At 74.5% G+C, this 20,044-nt stretch carries 18 protein-coding genes; 7 read left to right on the top strand and 11 right to left on the bottom strand.

Going from position 1 to position 20,044, the window contains the following annotated elements; translation table 11 throughout:
* Positions 1-79: 79 nt before the first annotated feature.
* Positions 80-1,396, bottom strand: coding sequence for a UDP-N-acetylglucosamine 1-carboxyvinyltransferase (gene murA / locus ACH45N_RS25165; RefSeq protein WP_020013735.1), 1,317 nt, complete (start codon positions 1,394-1,396; stop codon positions 80-82).
* A 282-nt stretch (positions 1,397-1,678) separates the two neighbouring features.
* Between murA and ACH45N_RS25160 the strand changes: the two genes are divergently transcribed.
* Positions 1,679-3,061, top strand: coding sequence for an MFS transporter (locus ACH45N_RS25160; RefSeq protein ID WP_397398693.1), 1,383 nt, complete (start codon positions 1,679-1,681; stop codon positions 3,059-3,061).
* Positions 3,062-3,141: 80 nt separating this feature from the next.
* Here ACH45N_RS25160 and ACH45N_RS25155 read toward each other — a convergent pair whose 3' ends face one another.
* The 3 genes from ACH45N_RS25155 to ACH45N_RS25145 are packed head-to-tail and all read right to left on the bottom strand — an operon-like array spanning position 3,142 to position 6,274.
* Complete coding sequence (locus tag ACH45N_RS25155) at positions 3,142-4,041, bottom strand: hypothetical protein (RefSeq protein WP_397398692.1); 900 nt, start codon at positions 4,039-4,041, stop codon at positions 3,142-3,144.
* Positions 4,038-5,090, bottom strand: a complete 1,053-nt coding sequence (locus ACH45N_RS25150; protein WP_397398691.1) for an ABC transporter ATP-binding protein — start codon at positions 5,088-5,090, stop codon at positions 4,038-4,040. Before ACH45N_RS25150 ends, ACH45N_RS25155 begins: the two co-directional genes overlap by 4 nt.
* Complete coding sequence (locus ACH45N_RS25145) at positions 5,087-6,274, bottom strand: outer membrane lipoprotein carrier protein LolA (RefSeq protein WP_397398690.1); 1,188 nt, start codon at positions 6,272-6,274, stop codon at positions 5,087-5,089. Before ACH45N_RS25145 ends, ACH45N_RS25150 begins: the two co-directional genes overlap by 4 nt.
* A 154-nt stretch (positions 6,275-6,428) precedes the next feature.
* Here ACH45N_RS25145 and ACH45N_RS25140 point away from each other — a divergent pair, with 154 nt between their 5' ends.
* The 3 genes from ACH45N_RS25140 to ACH45N_RS25130 all read left to right on the top strand — a co-directional run bounded on the left by ACH45N_RS25140 (position 6,429) and on the right by ACH45N_RS25130 (position 9,326).
* Entirely contained in the window at positions 6,429-7,112 is a 684-nt protein-coding gene (locus ACH45N_RS25140; RefSeq protein WP_397398689.1) for a response regulator transcription factor, read from the top strand.
* The gene (locus tag ACH45N_RS25135) at positions 7,112-8,458 is read left to right on the top strand and encodes a sensor histidine kinase (protein ID WP_397398688.1); all 1,347 of its coding nucleotides are present in this window, start codon (positions 7,112-7,114) and stop codon (positions 8,456-8,458) included. Before ACH45N_RS25140 ends, ACH45N_RS25135 begins: the two co-directional genes overlap by 1 nt.
* Positions 8,459-8,573: 115 nt before the next feature.
* The gene (locus ACH45N_RS25130) at positions 8,574-9,326 is read left to right on the top strand and encodes a TSUP family transporter (RefSeq protein ID WP_397398687.1); all 753 of its coding nucleotides are present in this window, start codon (positions 8,574-8,576) and stop codon (positions 9,324-9,326) included.
* A 25-nt stretch (positions 9,327-9,351) separates the two neighbouring features.
* Here ACH45N_RS25130 and ACH45N_RS25125 read toward each other — a convergent pair whose 3' ends face one another.
* Positions 9,352-10,530: a hypothetical protein gene (locus ACH45N_RS25125; RefSeq protein ID WP_397398686.1), complete on the bottom strand. Its 1,179-nt coding sequence runs from the start codon at positions 10,528-10,530 to the stop codon at positions 9,352-9,354.
* Between the two features lie 103 nt (positions 10,531-10,633).
* Between ACH45N_RS25125 and ACH45N_RS25120 the strand changes: the two genes are divergently transcribed.
* A complete protein-coding gene (locus tag ACH45N_RS25120; RefSeq protein WP_397398685.1) occupies positions 10,634-11,254 on the top strand; it encodes a TetR/AcrR family transcriptional regulator C-terminal domain-containing protein in 621 nt (206 codons plus the stop codon).
* 81 nt (positions 11,255-11,335) lie between these two features.
* Here the strand turns inward: ACH45N_RS25120 and ACH45N_RS25115 are convergent, their stop codons facing one another.
* From ACH45N_RS25115 to ACH45N_RS25095, 5 genes are all read right to left on the bottom strand, one after another.
* Positions 11,336-11,653 carry a DUF5808 domain-containing protein gene (locus ACH45N_RS25115; protein WP_397398684.1) on the bottom strand — a complete coding sequence of 106 codons (318 nt, stop codon included), beginning with the start codon at positions 11,651-11,653 and terminating at the stop codon, positions 11,336-11,338.
* A gap of 122 nt (positions 11,654-11,775) precedes the next feature.
* A complete protein-coding gene (locus ACH45N_RS25110; RefSeq protein ID WP_397398683.1) occupies positions 11,776-12,642 on the bottom strand; it encodes an aminoglycoside phosphotransferase family protein in 867 nt (288 codons plus the stop codon).
* 94 nt (positions 12,643-12,736) lie between these two features.
* Positions 12,737-13,930 (bottom strand): NUDIX domain-containing protein, encoded by a 1,194-nt coding sequence (locus ACH45N_RS25105; RefSeq protein WP_397398682.1) that lies wholly within the window; start codon positions 13,928-13,930, stop codon positions 12,737-12,739.
* A 121-nt stretch (positions 13,931-14,051) separates the two neighbouring features.
* Positions 14,052-14,717 (bottom strand): chloramphenicol phosphotransferase, encoded by a 666-nt coding sequence (locus ACH45N_RS25100; protein WP_397398681.1) that lies wholly within the window; start codon positions 14,715-14,717, stop codon positions 14,052-14,054.
* A 1-nt stretch (position 14,718) separates the two neighbouring features.
* Entirely contained in the window at positions 14,719-15,204 is a 486-nt protein-coding gene (locus ACH45N_RS25095; protein ID WP_397398680.1) for an SRPBCC family protein, read from the bottom strand.
* Positions 15,205-15,317: 113 nt separating this feature from the next.
* On the opposite strand from ACH45N_RS25095, the gene ACH45N_RS25090 reads away from it, so the two are divergent.
* Both ACH45N_RS25090 and ACH45N_RS25085 read left to right on the top strand, forming a co-directional pair.
* The gene (locus ACH45N_RS25090; RefSeq protein ID WP_397398679.1) at positions 15,318-16,646 is read left to right on the top strand and encodes a glycoside hydrolase domain-containing protein; all 1,329 of its coding nucleotides are present in this window, start codon (positions 15,318-15,320) and stop codon (positions 16,644-16,646) included.
* Between the two features lie 23 nt (positions 16,647-16,669).
* Complete coding sequence (locus ACH45N_RS25085; RefSeq protein ID WP_397398678.1) at positions 16,670-16,942, top strand: nickel-binding protein; 273 nt, start codon at positions 16,670-16,672, stop codon at positions 16,940-16,942.
* 45 nt (positions 16,943-16,987) lie between these two features.
* Here ACH45N_RS25085 and ACH45N_RS25080 read toward each other — a convergent pair whose 3' ends face one another.
* Positions 16,988-19,906 carry an AAA family ATPase gene (locus ACH45N_RS25080; protein ID WP_397398677.1) on the bottom strand — a complete coding sequence of 973 codons (2,919 nt, stop codon included), beginning with the start codon at positions 19,904-19,906 and terminating at the stop codon, positions 16,988-16,990.
* Positions 19,907-20,044: the final 138 nt, after the last annotated feature.

Here is a 20,044-nt window from a genome sequence, read left to right as displayed (position 1 = left end):
GAACCCCGCCCCCGCCCCGACGCGCCAGAGGCTCAGGTCCCCGAGGGGGCCTGAGCCTCTGACACGTGCGAGCGTCGGGTCAGCCGCGGACGACCTCGGCGCCCAGGGCCTCCAGCTTGTCCTGGAAGTTCTCGTAGCCGCGGTCGATCAGGCCGATGCCGCGCACCGTGGACTGCCCCTTGGCAGCCAGGGCCGCGATGAGGTGGGAGAACCCGCCGCGCAGGTCCGGGACCTCGATGTCGGCCGCGGAGAGCGGCGTCGGGCCGGAGACGACGGCGGAGTGGTGGAAGTTGCGCTGACCGAACCGGCAGTCGCGACCGCCCAGGCACTCCTTGTAGACCTGGATGGTGGCGCCCATCTTGCGCAGGGCGTCCGTGAAGCCGAACCGGTTCTCGTACACGGTCTCGTGCACGATCGACAGGCCGGTGGCCTGCGTGAGCGCGACGACGAGCGGCTGCTGCCAGTCCGTCATGAAGCCCGGGTGCACGTCGGTCTCCAGCACGATGGACTTGAGGTCGCCGCCGGCGTGCCAGAAGCGGATGCCGTCGTCCTGCACCTCGAAGCGGCCGCCGACCTTCCGGAAGGTGTTGAGGAACGTCATCATCTCGGGCTGCGTGGCGCCCTTGACGGTGATGTCGCCGCCCGTGGCCAGGGCCGCGGAGGCCCAGGACGCGGTCTCGATCCGGTCGTTCAGCGCGGTGTGGGTGTAGCCCTCGAGGCGGTCGACGCCCTCGATGCGGATCACGCGGTCGGTGTCGACCGAGATGATGGCGCCCATCTTCTGCAGCACCGCGATGAGGTCCATGATCTCGGGCTCGATCGCCGCGCCCGAGAGCTCGGTGATGCCGTCGGCACGGACCGCCGTGAGCAGCGTCTGCTCCGTGGCGCCCACCGACGGGTAGGGCAGGGAGATCTTGGTGCCCTGGAGGCGGCGCGGCGCGCGCAGGTGGATGCCGTTGGGCCGCTTGTCCACGACGGCGCCGAACTGGCGCAGGATGTCGAGGTGGTAGTTGATCGGGCGGTCGCCGATGCGGCAGCCGCCCAGGTCCGGGATGAACGCCTCGCCGAGGCGGTGCAGCAGCGGCCCGCAGAACAGGATCGGGATGCGGCTGGAGCCGGCGTGGGCGTCGATGTCGGCCACGTGGGCGGACTCGACGTTGGACGGGTCGAGGTCCAGGATGCCGGCGTCGGTGTCGTACTTGACGTTCACGCCGTGCAGGTCCAGGAGCCCCGAGACGACCTTGACGTCACGGATCTGCGGAACGTTCCGCAGCACGCTCGGGGTCTCCCCCAGCAGAGAAGCCACCATGGACTTCGACACGAAGTTCTTTGCGCCTCGAACGGTGATGGTCCCGTTCAACGGGTTGCCGCCGTTCACATACAGCAGATCGTTCATATCCTCGTCGTCGTCTCGTTCGTTCCGATGATGGATGTCCGATGGCGGAGCCTCCGGGAGCCCGGTCGATCCTGCCCCTCACCGCCGGTCGTGCCAACACGGCAGCCGGTGGGAGTATTCACCGTTCACCACACCTTCACTCGCGACGCACCAGGTCGCAGTTCGACACGCCGCTCGTGCACAGGGCCCGCGCATGCCGCCGTCGGCAGCCTACGTCAAGACCCCATCCGTATCGCGAGACGACCTTCCCGGATCGCGGACGCCGTGCCTAGTCTCGCGGGCATGAGCACCTCCGCAGCGCCGACCGCCGGGACCCCCGGCGGCGGGCAGAGCACAGCGCCGGCCGGCAATCCCCGCGGCCGTGTCGTCGTCGCCTCCCTCATCGGTACGTCCATCGAGTTCTACGACTTCTACATCTACGCGACGGCCGCCTCGCTGGTCTTCCCGACGCTGTTCTTCCCGAACGCCGAGGACCCCACGACGCAGCTCCTGTCGTCCTTCGCCGTGTTCGGCGTCGCCTTCGTGGCGCGGCCGGTCGGCTCGGTCCTGTTCGGGCACTTCGGTGACCGCATCGGCCGCAAGGCGACGCTGGTCGCGTCGCTGCTCACGATGGGTGTCGCGACGGTGCTGATCGGGCTCATCCCCGCGGCGTCGACGCCCGGCTGGGCCGTGGCCGCCCCGGCGGTGCTCGTGCTCTGCCGGTTCTGCCAGGGCCTCGGGCTGGGCGGCGAGTGGAGCGGCGCGGCCCTCCTCGCCACCGAGAACGCCCCCGAGGGGAAGCGCGCCATCTACGGCACGTTCCCGCAGCTCGGCGCGCCGATCGGCTTCATCCTCGCCAACACGGTGTTCATCGCCCTGTCCACGTCGCTCACGCCCGAGCAGTTCGCGGCCTGGGGCTGGCGCATCCCGTTCATCGCGTCGGCGATCCTCGTGATCGTGGGCCTGTGGGTGCGGCTCTCGCTGCTGGAGACCCCCGCGTTCCGCAAGGTGCTCGAGGCCGAGGCCGTCAGCAAGGTGCCGGTGGCCCGCGTCTTCCGCACGTCGTGGAAGCAGATCGTCTCGGGCACGTTCATCATGCTCGCCACGTACGTGCTGTTCTACCTGATGACGACGTTCACGCTGAACTACGGCGTCGCGCCGACCGCCCCGACCGACGGCTCCCCCGCGGGCCTCGGCTACGAGAAGATCGACTTCCTCTGGATGCTGATCGTGGGCGTCGTGTTCTTCGGCGTCTTCACGCTCGTGTCCGGGCCGATGGCGGAGAGGTTCGGCCGCCGCAAGCACCTCATCTGGGTCACCGTCGCGATCATCGCGTTCGGCGCCCTGTTCGTGCCGCTGTTCGGCGCGGGCGACGTCGGCGTGCAGACCCTGCTGATCCTCGGCTTCACGCTCATGGGCCTCACGTTCGGCCCGATGGCCGCCGTCCTGCCCGAGCTGTTCCCCGCCAACGTCCGGTACACGGGCTCCGGCATCGCGTACAACCTGTCCTCGGTGCTGGGCGCGGCCGTGGCCCCGTTCATCGCCGTGTGGCTGTGGGCCAAGGGCGACGGCTCCCCCGTGCTGGTGGGCGTCTACCTCTCCGCGATGGCCGTGATCACGCTGGTCGCGCTGCTCCTGGAGCGCGAGACGCGCGACGTGGACTACGCGGAGAACGTCGGCGACTGACCGGCGCGCCGCTCGCGCTCCGAACGCCCGACGCCGTCGCGCACCCTCCGCAAGGGGGAGGCGCGACGGCGTTCGTGCGCTCAGCCGTCGCGCGTCGTGAGGCGGGCGTAGGCCAGCGACAAACCGATCACGAGGTAGCACAGCGCCCGGAACGCGCCCTCGCCCAGGTCGCCGGTGGCCACGGGGTCCCGGATCAGGTCGACCAGGCTGCCCAGCGACTGCGGCAGCAGGTACGGGTGCAGCCAGTCCAGCGCCGAGATCTGCAGCAGCACCCCGGACACGATGAGCCCGCCGAGCACGCTGACGACCACCAGCATGGGGTGCTCGGTGGACGCCGAGATCGCCAGCGCCACCGCGCCCACCGCCATCAGGTAGAGCGTGGCCCAGGCGATCGCGACGGCCAGCCGCCCCAGCACCTCCGGGACGGACAGCTCGGTCCCGGACATCGACGCCAGGTTGTCCGTCCCCGCCAGGACCAGCCCGGTGACGAAGCCGGACGTGACGACGAGGGTGGCCGCGACCAGGGCGACCACCAGCACGCCCACAGCCTTGACCACGAGCAGCCGGCCGCGGGCCACGGGGGCGAGCAGCCAGCCGCGCAGCGCCCCGTGGGACTGCTCGCCGGCCAGCGCGTCCCCGGCCGCCATCGCAACCGTGAGCGGCAGCAGGAGCATCAGCAGCGTCATCAGGGAGCCCAGCGGCAGCACGAACGCGCTGGTCGCCATGGTCACGAAGATCGGCGGCTCCCCGCCCGGCCCGTCCGGGCCAGGTCCGCCCGTGGCCGGGGCGGCCCCGCCGCCCGCGGTCAGGTTCACGGCGATGCCCGTGATCACCGGGAGCACGGTGAGCAGGCCCAGCACCACGAGCGTCCGCGGACGCCGGAAGATCCACCGCAGCTCGGCCCGCAGCAGGCGGCCGACCGGGGCGCGCAGCCGGGCCGGCGCCGGGTCCGGGGTGGTGACCTGGGCCTGGGCGGTCATCGGACCGGCTCCCGGTCGGGCGCGTGCTCGGCGGGCCGGCCGGCGCCGGGCTCGGCGGCGGCGGGCTCGGCGGCGGCGCCGTCCCCCGTGGCCTCCCCGAGGTCGTGCGTGAGCCGCGCGAAGACGTCCTCGAGCCCGGTGCGCTCCCTGCGGGCCTCGTCGACCCGGACCCCGGCGCGGACCAGCGTCTCGATCACGGCCGCCGGCGTCGTGCTCGTGAGGTCGACGCGCACGCCTGCCGGGGCGAGCCACGCGGTGACCCGCCGGTCGCGCAGGGCGGCCGCCGCGGCGGCGCCGTCAGCGGTGGTCACGAGCAGCGTGGGGTTGCCGGACTCCAGCAGGTCGTCCAGCGGGCCCTGGGCCACGACGACACCCGCGTTCAGCACGACGACGTGGGTGCACGTGGCCTCGACCTCGGCCAGGAGGTGCGACGAGACGAGCACGGTCACGCCCTGGGCGTGCAGCTCCGCGATGATGCGGCGCACCTCCTGCGTACCGGCCGGGTCGAGGCCGTTCGTGGGCTCGTCCAGCACCACGAGCCGGCGCGGGACCAGCAGCGCGGAGGCGAGCCCCAGCCGCTGCTTCATGCCCAGCGAGTACGCGCGGTACTTCTTGCGGGCGGCACCCGCCAGGCCCACCCGCTCCAGCGCCGCGGACACGGCGCCGTCGAGCTCGCGTCCGGACAGCAGGGGCTCGGCGGCGGCGAACCGCAGCAGGTTCTCCCGGCCGGACAGGAACGGGTGGAACCCCGGCCCCTCGACCAGCGCCCCGACGTGCGGGAGCACCCGGTCGACCGCCCCCGGGACCGGCACGCCCAGCAGCTCGATCTCGCCCTCGGTCGGCTGGACCAGTCCGAGGAGCATGCGGATGGTCGTCGTCTTGCCCGAGCCGTTGGGGCCCAGCATCCCGACCACGGCACCCGCCGGCACCTCCAGGTCCACGCCGTCCACCGCGACCGTGCCGCGGTAGACCTTGCGCAGGCCTCGCGTGCGGGCGGCCAGGGCGGTCTGCCCCGCGGTGGCCGGTCCTGTCGCTGCCGCTTCGGTCACTGCTGGTCCAGGGCGTCGACGAGCACCTGCCGGGGCACCGCGCCGGCCGCGAACTGGCCGTCGTCGGTCACGATCGCGCCGCCGACGGCGATCCGGACGTACGAGCCGGAGCCGAACTCCCCGGACACCGGCCGGCCGATCTGGGCCAGGAGCCCGGCGACGTCCTGCTCGCCGCCCGCCGAGCCCGCGCCGCCGAGGAAGCCCTCGCTCCCGGCCGCGCCGCCGTCGGCCCCCGAGCCCGCAAGGTCCCGGCCCAGCGCGTCCGCGGGCACCGTGCCCACCAGCACCGCGTCCCAGCCGTCGCCGACCGTGGTCAGCTTCTCGGGGCCGCCCGGCTTGCCGGCCTGCCCCGCGTGCTCCCCGTGAGCCTGCGCGACGTCGCCCGCGTCCGTGGTCTCGACGTCGGCGCCCGCCGGCGGCGTGAACTCGAACAGGCCGGCGTCCTGCGCACCCACCTGGAACTCGGTGAAGCCGAGCGACAGGACCGGTTCGGACCTGCCGTTCGCGTACACGTCGAACCGCAGCGGCACGCGCGTCTGCTCGTCGATCGCCACCGTGACCTCGCGCAGCAGCGTCTTCTCCGACGGCTTGGGCGTGAGCACGAGCTCGTAGGCGGCGCGGTCGGCGACGCGCGCCGTGCCGTCCACGACGATGTCGCTGGTGGGGCGCAGGTGCTCGATGAGCTCGGTCGCCGCCTGCGACGGGTCCGCCATCCGCGCCTCGGCGTGGCCCCGGGCCTCGGCGTGCTGCGCCGCCTGCGCCTCGGCATGCTCACGGGCCGCCGCGAGGTCCGCGTCGTCCCAGGTGAGGTGCCGCGCGCTGTTCTCCTGCGAGTCGTAGGCCCACGCCTCGTCGGCGTTCTTGACGAACGTCAGCTCCGACGTCGGCCGCTCGACCTGGACCCGGGCGGACTCCGCGCCGTCGTGGAACACGCGCACCGACTCGAAGTCGAGGGCGTCCGCCCCGGGCACGGCGGGCAGCCCGAGCTCGTTACTCACCTCGGCCACGCCGTCGAACGCGGGCGGCGTGGCCTCCAGCGCGGACGTCACGAGCTGCTCGGCGTCGATCGTGGGGAGCACCGGGTCGTCGTCCGCGCCCGCGGGCAGCGCGGTGAGCGCCAACCCGCCGAGCCCGACCGCGATCCCCGACCCGGCGGCGACCAGCGCCTTCGTCCTCGGCCTCATGTCCCGCTCCTTCGCGTCGGTACCAGTCTGCTCCTTCTACGATCCCCCGCGGCGGCTGAGATCTCGCTGAGAGCCGCACGCCGAGCACCGACACGCCCCACCGGCGCACCCGCCCGTCTACGCACCGGCCGCCGCGTGCGGCATGCTGGCAGGCATGAGGCCGCAGATTCTCGTGGTCGACGACGAGCCGGGCGTGCGCAAGGCGCTGGACCGCGGCCTGCGCGCCGAGGGCATGGACGTCACGGTCGCGGCCGACGGCCCGACCGCGCTGCGCCTGGCCCGGACCGGGTCGTTCGACGCGGTGCTGCTGGACATCATGATCCCGGGCCTGTCCGGGTACCGGGTGCTGCAGGAGCTGCGGTCCGCCGGCGTCACCACCCCGGTGCTGCTCGTCTCGGCGAAGGACGGCGAGGTGGACCAGGCCGACGGGCTGGACCTCGGCGCCGACGGCTACGTGGTCAAGCCGTTCTCCTTCGTGGTGCTGCTCGCCCAGCTCCGCGCCGTCCTGCGCCGCGCGGCGCCGGGCGCCACGCGCGAGCCGATCCGGCTCGGACCGCTGACCGTCGACCGCGGGGCCCGCGCGGTCCGCTACGCCGACGTCGACGTGCCGCTGAGCCCCCGCGAGTACGCGCTGCTCGTGGCGCTGGCCTCGCGCGCGGGGACGGTGTGGACCAAGCAGGAGCTGCTGACCGAGGTCTGGGGCGACGAGCAGGCCGCGACCCGGAACGTCGTCGAGGTGTACGTGGGCTACCTGCGCCGCAAGCTGACGGCCGCCGGCGCCGGCGACCTCGTCCGGACCGTCCGGGGGCAGGGCTACCGGCTCGGAGGCGCGCCGTAGTGCGGGCGGCGCCCGGCGGGCACGGGGCGGGAACGCCCTGGGCGGGCGTCTCGCTGCGCCTGCGGATCACCGCCCTCGCCACGGCGGTCACGCTGGTCTGCCTGCTGGGCCTGGCGCTGGTCGCGGGCCGGGGCCTGGGGCCGCTCCTGACCGGCGCCGTGGACGACGAGCTCCGGACGGCGCTGGGCGCGGCCGCCCAGGACGTCGTCGCCGGCACGGAACCCGCCCCGGCCGACGGCCTGGAGGTGCGCGTGCTGGACACCGCGGGCGGCGCCGTCGACGACGCCCCGCCGCCCGCCCTCACGCGCGAGCAGGTGCGCGCCCTCAAGGCCGGGACGCCGGTCACCACGGGCGACCGGCGGCAGGTGCGCCGGCTGGGCTCGGTGGTCACGGCCCCCGACGGGAGCCAGCGGCTCGTCGTGGTCGGCACGGGGCTCGTGGGGCAGCAGGCCGCCGAGGCGTCGGGCGGCCGGTGGCTGCTGGTCACGGCCCTCGTCGGGACGGTGGTGGCCGGGGTCGCGATCTGGTTCGCCGTCGGGTCCGCGCTGGTCCCGGTCGCCCGGATGCGCCAGTCCGTGCGCCGGCTCGCGCCCGGCGCCCGGGTGGAGGTGCCCGACGGCACGGCCCGCGAGCTGCGCGCCCTGGCCGACGACTTCAACGTGCTGCTGGACCGCCAGGAGGCGACCACGGAGCGGCTGCGCCGGTTCACGGGGGACGCCGCGCACGAGCTGCGCTCGCCCGTGGCGTCCATCCGGCTCCAGTCGGAGGTCGCGGTGGCCGCCCCCGACCCGGCGCTCTCCCAGGAGGTGCTCGCCGACGTGCTGGCGGACGCCGAACGGCTGTCGGCCCTGCTCGACGGGCTGCTGGCGCTGGCCCGCTCGGACGCCGGCGAGCTGCCGCCGTCGGACGACGTGGACCTGGTGGGCGAGGTGCACGCGGCGGTGGCGCGCGCCGGGGACCAGCCGGTGCCCATCGTGGTCAACGCCGCCGCCGACCAGGTCTGGGCGGCCGCCGCGCGCACGGAGACGGGACTCGTGCTGGGCAACCTGCTGCGCAACGCCTGCCGCTACGCGGGCACGCGCGTCGTGGTGTCGGTGCTCGCGGGCCGGTCCACGGTGCGCGTGCTCGTCGACGACGACGGGCCCGGGGTGCGGCCCGAGCACCGGGACAAGGTGTTCGACCGCTTCTACCGGGTGTCCGACGACCGCGCGCGCACCTCCGGCGGCGCCGGGCTGGGCCTCGCGCTGGTCGCCGAGCTCGTCCGCCGCCGGGGCGGCCGGGTCGCCGTCGGCGAGTCGCCCGACGGCGGCGCCCGGTTCACCGTCGTGTGGCCCCGTGCCCGCTGACCGGACCCGCGCGCCGGCGCCGCACCGTCACGGTGTGGGAGACACAACACTGACCGGACCCTGATCAGGGCCTTGGCGGCCCGGCGCGGGAGCGGATCGGGGTTAGCGTGGCCGGGTGGAGACGACGGCCCTGATCGCAGCGTGCGTGGCCGTCGTCCTCGGGGCCGGGCTGCAGCGTGTCGCCGGGATGGGGGTCGGCATGGTGGCCGCACCCGTGCTCACGGTCTTCCTCGGCGCGTCGGTGGGCGTGCTGGTCAGCAACGTGGCCGCGATCGTCACGGCGCTGCTCATCCTGCGGGCGCTGCGGGACGGCGTGGACTGGCGGCGGGTCGTCAGGATCCTGCCGCTCATGCTCGTGGGCTCCGTGCTGGGCGCCCTGACGGTCCGCGAGGCCGACACGGCGTGGCTCGACGTGATCGTCGGCGGGTCCGTGCTGGTCGCGCTGGGCGCCTCGGCGCTGCTGCGCCGGCGGGTCCGGGTCCAGGGCCGGCCCGTCGCCGTCGTCACGGGGCTGGCGGCGGGCTTCATGAACACGACCTCGGGCGTGGCGGCGCCCGCCTGGACGGCGTACGCGCTGGCCACCCGCTGGGAGCACCGGTCGTTCGCCGCGACGATGCAGCCGCTGCTGGTGGTCATGAACGTCATGTCGGTGATCACCAAGCTGAGCCTCGGCGCGATCCCGGCCGGCTCAGCCCCCGCCTGGTGGGTCTGGCCGGTGCTGCTCGCCGCGGTGCTCGCGGGGGTGGCGTTCGGCAACCTCCTGGCCCGCCGCCTGTCGACCCGGGTCGCCTCCCGTACCGCGGTCACGGTGGCGGTCGCGGGCGCGGTCACCGCTCTGACCAGGGGCATCCTCACGGTCGCCGGCTAGGGGCAGCCTCCGCCGGACGGGGAGGTCAGCGGCTCAGCCGCCGGTCGACGAGCAGCAGCCCGCCGACGGTCAGCGCGATGATCACGACCAGGCCGACCCGGTCCACCGTCGTGTGCGCCATGATCACCAGCCCGCCGAGCGAGTGCGCCACCAGCGCTCCCCCGACGAGGGCGAGCGTGTGCCGCGGTGTCCACCCGGGCCGGGCCGCCGTCCGGGTCAGGTAGCGGTAGCAGGCCACGGCGCCGACGGCGGTCAGCGCCATCGGGACCAGCACGAGCCACCCCTCGGTGAACGCCGGCTGCCTCGCGCCGAACACGGGGAAGGACAGGCCGAAGAAGACCAGCGTGGCCAGGCCGGACGCCCCGAAGAGCACGCCGCGGGACGGGACGGGCGCGCCGCCGGCTTCGGCCCGGGCGTCGGCCGGGCCCGGCGCGGCGGACGGGTCGCCCGGGGCGGCCTGCCCACGCACCGGCGGCACGACGTACAGCGCGACGATCCCGAGCACGACCACCAGCACGGCGACCCCGAGCACGAACGGGACCGGCGCCTGGTAGCCGGCGTCCTCCGACAGCGAGACGGTGCGCAGCAGCCCGACGCCGAGCACGGCGACGATCGCGGCGACGACCGTCCCGGGCACCCCGAGGTAGGGGCGGCCCCGGTGCGCGGGGAAGAGCAGGTTGGTCAGCGTGATCGGGATGCAGACCGTGAACACGGCGTGGTAGATCGCGTTCGCCTCGAGATACGGCAGGTTGACGCCGAGCACCCGCGCGCCCCACGACGCGGCGTCGTACAGGTGCGGGCTGGTCAGCGCCTGGAGCCCGATCCCGTCCTCGACGAGCTCGTACGCCAGCGCCAGCAGCAGGATGCTCGGCCAGCCCCGCCCGCGCCGGGCCACCAGCTCGCGGATCAGCAGCACGCCCGCGCCGTAGACCGGCATCCAGAGCAGCACCAGCCAGGCCATCCGGACCGGCGTCGAGCCCAGCGCGAGCTCCGCGACCAGCGGCGTGAGGACCACGAGCGTCCACGCCGCGCCGCGGTGACGCACCCTGCGCGGGCCCACCTGCCCGGTGTCCGGCCGGGTGCCCGGCTGGGTGTCCGGCCGGGTGTCCGGCCGGGTGTCCGGCCGGGTGTCCGGCCGGGTGTCCGGCACTGCGTCCGCGCCGGTGTCCGCCCCGGCCCGTGCCGTCGTCCGCTCGTCGGTCATCGCCGCTCCCCCTGTCGTGCGCCGCTCCCGCGACGGCCCTTATCACTGATAAGTATCACGCTTGATTATCACCGATAAGGACCAACCTGGCTAGAGTCGGGCCATGCCACGCACCCGCCCGCGACTGGACCGGCCCACGATCGTCGCCGCGGCCCTCGACACGCTGGACGAGCGCGGCCTCGACGGGCTGTCGAGCCACGGCGTCGCGCGGCGGCTCGGGGTGCAGCAGCCCGCGCTGTACCACCACTTCCGGAACAAGGCGGAGCTGCTGGCCGCCGTCGCGGCCGAGGTGCTCGACCGTCGGCACACCGAGCGCCTGCCCGAGCCCGACGAGAGCTGGGACGCGTTCCTGCTGCGCAACGCGCGCAGCCTGCGCCGCGCCATGCTCGGCGTGCGCGACGGCGCGCGGCTGATCGCCTCGACCGGGCCGCGGGCGCCGAACCTCGCCAACTCCGTCGCGCAGGTCGCCCACCTGGAGGCCCAGGGGTTCACCGGACCGGAGGCGGTGCTCGCGTTCATCGCCGTCTCCCGCTACACGATCGGGGCGACCCTGGAGGAGCAGTCGGCGCCCGGCGGGCAGGCGGTCCTGGCGGAAGGCGCGGACGCCGTCGACGGCGCCGACCACCTCGCGGACGTCGTCCGGGCCGTCGCCGACCTCGGCCCCGAGCACGAGTTCGACGTGGGCCTCACGGCCCTCGTCCGGGGCCTGACGCCGCCGCGCTGAGCTGCCAACGCGCTGAACGACCGCCGCTGAACGACCGCCGCTGACCGACCGCCGCGCCGGGCGACCCGGACGCAGGGCGCCTCAGACGCCGAGCTTCTCCCGGACCAGCGCGACGACCCGGCCCATGTTGACCGCCCAGCCGACGCCGAACACGCGCGGGCCGACGACGTGCTCCGCCTCCGGGTCCCACAGCCGTTCCTTGGCGCGCTCCAGCGTGGGGAACCGGAAGTCGTACGGCACCACTGCCGCGACCTTGCCGTTCCACGTGCGTTCTTCCTCCGGCAGGCGCAGCTCCTTGACCACTGCCGCGACCGCCAGGCCGATGGTCACGAGCGTGACGAGCCGCTTCAGGCCGCCCCCGCGGTGCTTGGTGCTGCCGCCCGACTTGCTGGAGCCCACGACGTCCTCCGGTGCTCGCGGCGCCGGCTCTCGCCGCCGGTGCCTGTCGGCACCATCCTGGGCCACGCGTCAGCAGGTCGCGAACGCAGGTCGGGACGCCGTCGGCGCGGTCGGCGCCGCGGTCAGGCCAGGGCAGCGACGAGTCGGGCGCACCGGGGCGGGTCCTCGGTGAGGCCGTTGTCCAGCCCCCAGACCCAGTAGTCGGTGATCCGCCACAGCGCCCAGGCCCGGGCCAGCCCGGGATCGAGGTCCGCGGTCTCGACCAGCACGTCGAACCAGCCCGGGATCTCCGCGTCGGTCATCTCGTCGACCCGGTGCCAGAGCACGTTCACCGCCGTCCGCTCGGCGTCGCCGCGCCGCAGCACGGGGTCGACGACGCACCACCAGCCGTTCCGGTCCCGCAGCACCTGGTCGAAGTGCAGGTCGGCGTTCACCGCCACCGGGTCGCGGTCGCCCGCCAGGATCACGGCCGCGGCGTCCGCCGCGACGTCCAGCACGCCCGGGTCGAACGGCCGGCCCAGGTTCTCCCAGGCGGGGCGCAGGCGCGGGGTCAGCCGGGCCACGTCGTCCGCCACGCGGCCGACGCCGGCCGCGACGTCGTCGCCGGCGGGGACCGCGAGGCGCCGCGCGACCCGGCCGATCTCGGCGAGCGCGACCTCCAGGGGCTCGCCGACGAGCGAGCGGTCCGGGTCGAGCCGCTCCAGCAGGAGGGCTCCCGCCGCCGGATCCGCGTCGAGCTCCGCCACCACGCCGTGGCCGCGCCAGAACTCCAGCGCCGCCGAGAGCGCTGCGGTGTCGTCGCCCGGGGGCGTCAGGCGGAGCGCGGCGGGCACCCCGGCGCGACGCACGGGCACGACCAGCGCGTTCGAACCGTGCCGGGGCAGGCCGTCGACCGTCAGGTCCCAGCGCCGGCACCGGGCGTCGACCAGGCGCGGCAGGTCGGCCAGCCACTGCTCCTCGGCCGCCGTCGCCGTCCACCACCGGGGCATCGCGCGGAAGGAAGCCGGCACCTCGATCACGACGGGTCCGAGATTGCGAGGGGTCCGAGATTGCGACGGGTCCGAGATTGCGAGGGGTCCGAGATCACGACGGCTCCGCGGGACGCGCCGCCTCGGCGAGCAGCGCGTGCCGGTTGGTCCGGAGGAACGCCTTGAGCGCGGTGGGCACCAGGTCGACGTCCGCGAGCGCCTTCTCGTCGCGCAGGTCCACGTGCTCGACGTCGTACGTGCCGCGCATCGGCTCCTGGAACTCGGGGCCGGACCGCAGCGCCAGGTCCACGGAGGTCACGCGCGCGAGGAAGTAGTGGTGCACGGCCACGCCCGCGTCCTTGGGCCGGGAGGTCAGGAACACCTGCCGGACGACGTCGGCCGTGGCGCCCAGCTCCTCCATCAGCTCGCGCCGAAGCCCGTCCTCGACGGAGGCGTCCTCGGGTTCGACGCCGCCGCCGGGCGTCACCCAGTACGGCGCCCGACCCCGCACTGTCCGCTTGATGAGCACGAGGCGGCCGGCGTCGTCCAGCAGGATCGCCCGGGCCGAGCGGCGCACCACGACCGGCGGGACGGTCCGGGCGGTCTGCGGCTCGTCGACGACGGGCGCCTGGCGCAGGTACCCCTCGAAGAGCGGTCCGCCCGCCGCGTCCAGCGTGGCGCGGGCGACGTCGACCATGGCCTGGTCGTCGTGCCGGGCGGCGACCCACCGGGCGGCGTAGCCCAGGTCCCAGGTGCGCAGCTCGCGCAGCAGCCACTTGCCGCCGCCGTCCCACCGCCCGGCGGCCGCCAGGGCGAGGTGCCCGACGCGCTCCCACAGCACGGACCGCACGACGTCCGCCTCGCCGCCGTCCCGCGCGTACGCGAGGTCGTCGAGCAGGTCCGTGACGCCGTACCGGGCGTCCTCCAGCGCGGTGTCCGACGCCGGTCCGGGGCCGGCGTCCAGCAGCGCGCGACACTCGGCCTGCAGGCCGTCGACCGCCCCGGCCGGGCCCGCCACGAGGACGCCCGTGGCGATCATCCGCGCCAGCGTCGGCCGCCGCCGGGCCGTCTCCGTGGCGATGAACCAGCGGTGGCCCGCCTCGGTGTTCACGAACAGCTCGACCGGCCAGCCCCGCCAGCGCAGCGCGTCGCGGTGCCCGACGGCGTCGTCCGGCAGGCACACCACGATGTCGAGGTCGGAGCCCGCGGTCCGGGAACCGGGGTCGAGCACGCTGCCGGCGAGCAGCGCCCAGCGCGCCTCGGGGTAACGGTCGGCCACCAGGGCAGCAGCGTCAGCTCGCGGGTCCACGTCCGTCATCCTTGCGCACGACGAGGGGCCGACACATTCGTTTTCGTGAACCCTGCCCCACGTCCGGGTGAACCCGGGCGGGCGGGGGCTGCCGTCAGGCCACCGGCGCGGGGCCGGACCGTTACTCGATCCTCGCGCGTGTCCCGGTCGCAGCCGCCGGGTAGAAGGCGACCAGCCAGTCCCAGAGCAGGTCCGCCACGTGCGCCGCGTCCCGTCCGGTGGTGTCGATGACCAGGTCCGGGTGTGGCGACTGCGGCGGTCGGCTGTTGTGGAACAACGAGAGCCCGGCCGGGTGCTCGTGCCGGCGCTGACGTTCCGTGAGGTCCCTGTCGTCCGTCCTGAGCTCGACGATCGCCACGGCCGCCACACCCTCCTGACCGAGCACCGCCAACCGGGCTTCGAGGTCTCGGTTGGCCTCCGGCTCGAACGCCTGCCCGTCCACGATCACGCCCTGACCGGTCCGCAACATCGCGACGACCGCCGCGTTCATCGCCTCCAGCATGACCATGCCGTCCGGGCCCGTCCGGATCCGGCGGACCCCCTCGGTGCCCTCGGCGCCCTCGGCGCCCTCGACCGCCTCATAGCGGAACCCGAGGTCGGAGTGTCGTGCACCCGGCAGCCCGCCGCCCCAGTGATCGGGCACCATGCGGAACAGCTCGTCGAGGCCGAACCTCAGCAGGGGCGTCTCTGCCCGGTCCTGGATCGCTGTCGTCAGGGTCGACTTCCCCGCGGCAGAGGGGCCGTTGATGACCAGGCACAGCGGGACGGCGTGCGGGACGGTGCTCATCTCAGGCCACCGGCACCCGGCGGCGGACGCGCGTCACGATGCTCCTCGTCGCGATCTTGTGGATGCCGGAGTCGATCACCAGGAGGCGGTAGACCGCGCCGAGCACGCCCGGGAAGGTCGCGTCGGTGTGCGCCTCGACCCGCGTGCCGGCGGCGTCGGGCACGAGGCGGAAGGTGAGGGTGTAGACCGAGAACCGATGGACGCCGTCGAGCACGAGCCGATCTGGCGGGTCCGCCGCCCGGACCCGGAAGCCCGGCACCACCGAACCTGCCGTGAGCGGGCGGGGCCCCGCGGGGCCCCGGTCGCGGCAGCCGATCAGGCGCACGTACCAGGCCGGCGTCCCGAGCACCTCGACCTGGTCCAGGACGGCAGGCCAGACCGCCTCCGGCGGGGCGCCGACCGTCGTGGCGTGCACGTCACGGTAGCGCCGGGGGCCGACGCCGCCCGGACCGGCGTCGCCGAAACCTGCCTCGCTCGCGCCGGTCATGACCGGACCCTATCCGGCGGGCCCGCAGGATCGGGACCAAAGACCCTGCCGCCGCGACCTCGTGCGACGGACACTCCGAGGTAGGTGAGGGGGCCTGTCCACGGAGGTGCCCCATGTCCGCCACCCACACCATCCGCAGGGGCCTGGCGGCGTTCGGCGGCAGCCTGGCCGTCCTGCTCGGCGGGCTCGCCCTTCCCGCCGCCGCCGAGCCGGAGACCCCGGTGTACTACACGTCCGGGTCGTCCATGACACGGGCGGACGGCCTCGGCTTCGACACCTGCACCGCGCCGTCGCTCACGCAGCTCGCGGCCTGGCAGGGCACGTCGGGGTACAAGGTCGTGAACATCTACTTCGGCGGCAACAACCGCGGCTGCGCCCAGCCGAACCTGACCCGGACGTGGGTGCGTGACGCCGTCGTGGGCGGGTGGAAGCTGCTGCCCACCTACTTCGGCTACCAGCCGTACTGCAAGTTCGGCGCGAGCAAGCCGAACCGCTACGACGAGGCCAACGCCATCGCCCGGGGGAACGCGGACGGCGCGGACGCCGTCACGCAGGCCGCCGCCCTGGGCGTGCGGCCCGGTAGCGGCCTGTACGCGGACGTCGAGCACTACGACCGCACCGATCCGAACTGCCGGACCGCGGTGCACCGGTACGTGTCGGCGTGGACCAAGACGGTGCACGCCTCGGGGTACCTGGCGGGCGTGTACGCGCACCAGGACTCGGGGATCCGCGACCTCTCCGACGCCTACAACTGGACGACGTACGCCCGGCCGGACGCCGTCTGGATGGCCCGCTGGGACGGCGACCCCTCGCTGACCAACTGGCCGACGGCGCCGAACTCGCAGTGGTCGTACTACCAGCGCGCCAAGCAGTACCAGGGCGACCACAGCGAGACCCACGGCGGGGTGAGGATGGCCGTCGACTCCGACAACGTCAAGGCGCCCGTCGCCACAGTCGCGCGCACCTACCGCGTGACCAGCACGTCGGACCTGAACGTCCGCAGCGGCCCGGCCACGTCCTACCCCGCCGTCCGCACCTATGCGCCGGGCGCCACGCTGTTCGTGGTGTGCCAGACCACCGGGCAGACGGTCGGCACGACGTCCGTGTGGGACCGGCTGACCAACGGGGCGTGGGCGAGCGACTACTACGTGTCGACGCCGTCGAACACCGGGTTCTCGTCGACGCTGCCGCGGTGCCTCTACCCGGGGCAGGTGACCGTCGACTCGCTCAACGCGCGCACCGGGCCGGGGGCCTCGTTCCCGACCACCGGCAGCCCGCTGCGCCGCGGCGCCCTGGCCCCCGTGACGTGCCAGGCCTCGGGGAGCAGGGTCGGGACCACGTCGGTGTGGAACAAGCTGTACGGCAACCGCTGGGTCAGCGACTACTACGTCTCGAACCGGTCGAACACCACCTGGAGCGCGCCGGTGCCGCGCTGCCCGTGAGGCCGGACTGAAGGAGGTCCATCGTGCCGCTCTATGTCATCGAGCGAACGTACGCCGAACGCGTCGTGCCCTTCCTGGGCGCGTTCGAGCGGGTCAACGAGATCAACGCCGACACCGGCGTCCGCTGGCTGTACTCGTTCCTCTCGCTCGACCACCGTAAGTCGTACTGCCTCTACGAGGCGCCGAACGCCGAGCTGATCCTGAGCGCCGCCGCGGCGGCGGGGGTGCCGGCGGACCGGGTGGTCGAGGTGGTGGGCCGGATGTTGCCGTCCGGCGCGCTCGAACCGGTCGTCTGACGGTTCTGGCCGTCCGGCGGTTCCGGCTGGCGGTCAGCCCCGCCGTCAGTCGAGCAGGCCCTGCGTCGCCGCGTACCGCGCGGCGCGGGTGCGGTTCTCGCAGCCGGTCTTGAGCAGAATGCTGCGCACGTGGTTGGCGGCCGTGTTCTCGCTGATGACCAGCGAGCGCGCGATGTCGCGGTTGCTGAGCCCCTGCGCCACGAGCCGCAGCACCTCGACCTCGCGCCCGGTCAGCCCGTCGGGGCGCCGCGCGCGGACGCCGTCGGGCTCGCCGAGCGCGGCGTCGAGCATCCGGAGCACGCGCCGCGACCCGGCCGACGTCGCGATGCGCCGGGCCTCGGCCGCGAGCGCCCTGACGTCGCAGCCGTCGGCGCCCGTGGTGAAGTGCGCCGTCACGTGCGCGGTCAGGGTGTGGGCGACGTGCAGGTGCGCCCCCATCGCGCGGTCCATCGCCTCGGCCCGCTCGAACTCCGCCTCCCAGTCCCCCGTGCCCAGCAAGGCATCGAGGGAGCCCAGGTAACGGTCGGCGCTGCCCATCGCGCTGGTGAGCGAGCCGAACATGATGTTGAGGCCGGCGTACGGAGCGAGCTCTGCGCGCACCACCCGTCCCGCGTCGACGTCGCCGAGCGCGACCGCCGCGTCGGCGAGGAACGTCAGGACGCCCGCGCGGGTGCCGGGTGCCGCGCCGGCCGTCCCGGACTCGATGAGCCACCACAGTGCGCGGCGCGCGGCGTCCGTCATGCCGAGCTCCGTGTAGAGCGCGAGCAGGCCGGGCACCCATCGCCCGTCGAAGTCGGCGTCGCTGCTGACGAGCCCGCGGACCTGGTCCAGCTCGCCCCGCTCCCGGCGGAGCACGAACTGCTGCACCCCGTACTGGCCGTCCGGATGGACATTCGCGCTCAGCTCCACGGACTCCCCGATCTCGAGCAGACCCTCCGAGACCTGGGCGGCTCGGGCCAGGCGCCCGGCCGCGAGGTCCCGCGAGAAGTCGACGCAGCCCGCGAGGTAGCCGAAGTAGCGCTGGTGGGTGCTCTCGACCGCCAGGCGCAGGTCGGTGAGACCGGACCGGAGCACGGCGGTGTCCCCGCGCTGGTAGCCCAGCAGCGTGCGGTACGAGGCCGCCGGGCCGAGGCGCTCGAGGTTATGGGTACGCCGGCAGTGCTCGGACAGCTCGACCGCCCGGCCGAGCTTCGCGTCGGCGTCGGTGACGGAGCTCCCGTGCACGAGCGAGGCGAGCAGGACGTCGCCGAGCAGGTCGTCGCCCCCGAGCGCGCGGGCTCGTGTGATCAAGCGCTCGAAGAGCACACGGTCCGGCTCGTCCTTGCCGTCGAAGGCGAACGCCCGGCCCAGGCCCGCCTGCGCGCGGATCCGGAGCTCCTCGTCTGCGTCGTCGGACGAGTCGAGCGCGGCCCGCAGCAGCTCGACCGACCGGCCCGCGTCGACGTTGGTCCGCCAGTTGGCGTCCTCGTACTGCACGGCGGCCCGCAGCCGGTGCGGGGACGCCGCGTCGTCCGCGATCGGTTCGGCGAGTGCCTGCGACCGTACGACCGCGCCGCTGAGCATGCGCTCGCGGGCGGCGAGCAGGACGGCGTCGTCGGCCCGCGCCCGGTCGTCCTCGATCGCCGCGGCACGCTCGTACAGGTCGGCGGCCTCGTCGTGCGCCAGGCCGTCCGCCGCCAGCACCGCCGCGAGGCGCAGGTACCGCACCGCCTCGGCGCGGTACCCCAGCACGTAGGCCGCCTCGAAGTGATGGGCCACCTGGGCGACGTGGGCGGCGCCGCGGCCGCCGCGCGCCTCCAGCGCCTGCGCGACCCGCAGGTGGAGCGCCGTGCGGCGGGCGGACGGCATCGCGCCGAGCACGACGTCGCGGGTGATCGCGTGCCGGAAGCGGACGGCGGACGGCGCGTCGTCGACCGATTCGAGGAGGTACGCGTCGACCGCGGCGTCGAGGTGCCCGAGCACCGCCTCGGGTCGGGCCTCACCAGCGGCGACCAGCAGGTCCACGTCGACGACGTCGCCGATCACGGCCGCGTGCTCGACCGTTCCCCGCGCCTCGACGCCCAGTGCGCCGAGCCGTGCCTCGACGGCGTCCTGCACCGACGGCGGCGTCCGCCCGTCCGGCCGCACGAACCCGGCCGGACCGAGGGTCCCCAGGGTCTGCACGAGCTCGCGGACGAAGTACGCGTTGCCGCCGGTGCGCTCGCACAGGTCCACCGCGGCGGTCGCGGCCAGCGCGGCCGGCACCTTCGCCTCCCGCACGAGGTACTCCTCGACGTCGCCCGCGGCCAGCGGCGGCAGATCGACGCGCCGTACCCCGTCGAACCGGTAGAGACGGGCCACGTGGTTGACGAGGTGGTCGGTCCGGTCGGTCGCGGTCACGCGGTAGGCCGCGACGAGGAGCAGCCGGAGGTCCGCCGTCTGCTCCACGAGGTACGAGAGCAGCTCCCAGGCGGTCTCGCCCGCCCAGTGCACGTCGTCGAGCAGCAGCACGAGCGGCTCGACGGCGGCCGCCGACCGCACCGAGGTGACGACGGCGTCGAGCAGGTCGCGGCGCGACGCCTGCCCGGCCGGACGCTCGCCCGCCACCGTGTCCAGGTACGCGACCGTGTCCGCCACGGCCTCTTCGTCGGGCGACGGCCGGGCCAGCGGGAGCAGGCCGTCGGCGATCGCCCCGCGCATCGCGGCGACCGGGGCCACGAACGGCTCGTAGGGTGACGCGAGCGTGCTCGGGCACGCGCCGGCGAGCACGGTCACGCCGTCGTCCGGCAGCTCGGCCGCGAGCTGCGCCAGCAGGCGCGACTTTCCGGCCCCCGGCTCGCCGCCCACGAACCTGACCTGGCGCGATCCGTCGCGGGCCGCCACCCAGGCCTCCTGGAGCTGGGCGCGCTCGACCTGGCGCCCGACGAACCAGCCCCGTGCCGCCTCGCCCCGGCGCCGCAGCTCCTGCGCCGACCAACCGGACACGTCAGCCACGTTACGCCCGGAGCCCCTGCCGGTCGATGGTCAGAACTGACCATGTGCGCCGGCCGCCCGAAGATGGTCGGTTCCGGTCATGATCCGGCGCGCCCCCGCTCCTAGCGTCGCTCGTACCAGGGCTCCTGG

The sequence above is a fragment of the Promicromonospora sp. NPDC019610 genome (assembly GCF_044389365.1).
Lineage (GTDB): Bacteria > Actinomycetota > Actinomycetes > Actinomycetales > Cellulomonadaceae > Promicromonospora.
This window is presented reverse-complemented; position numbering and strand designations above follow the sequence as displayed.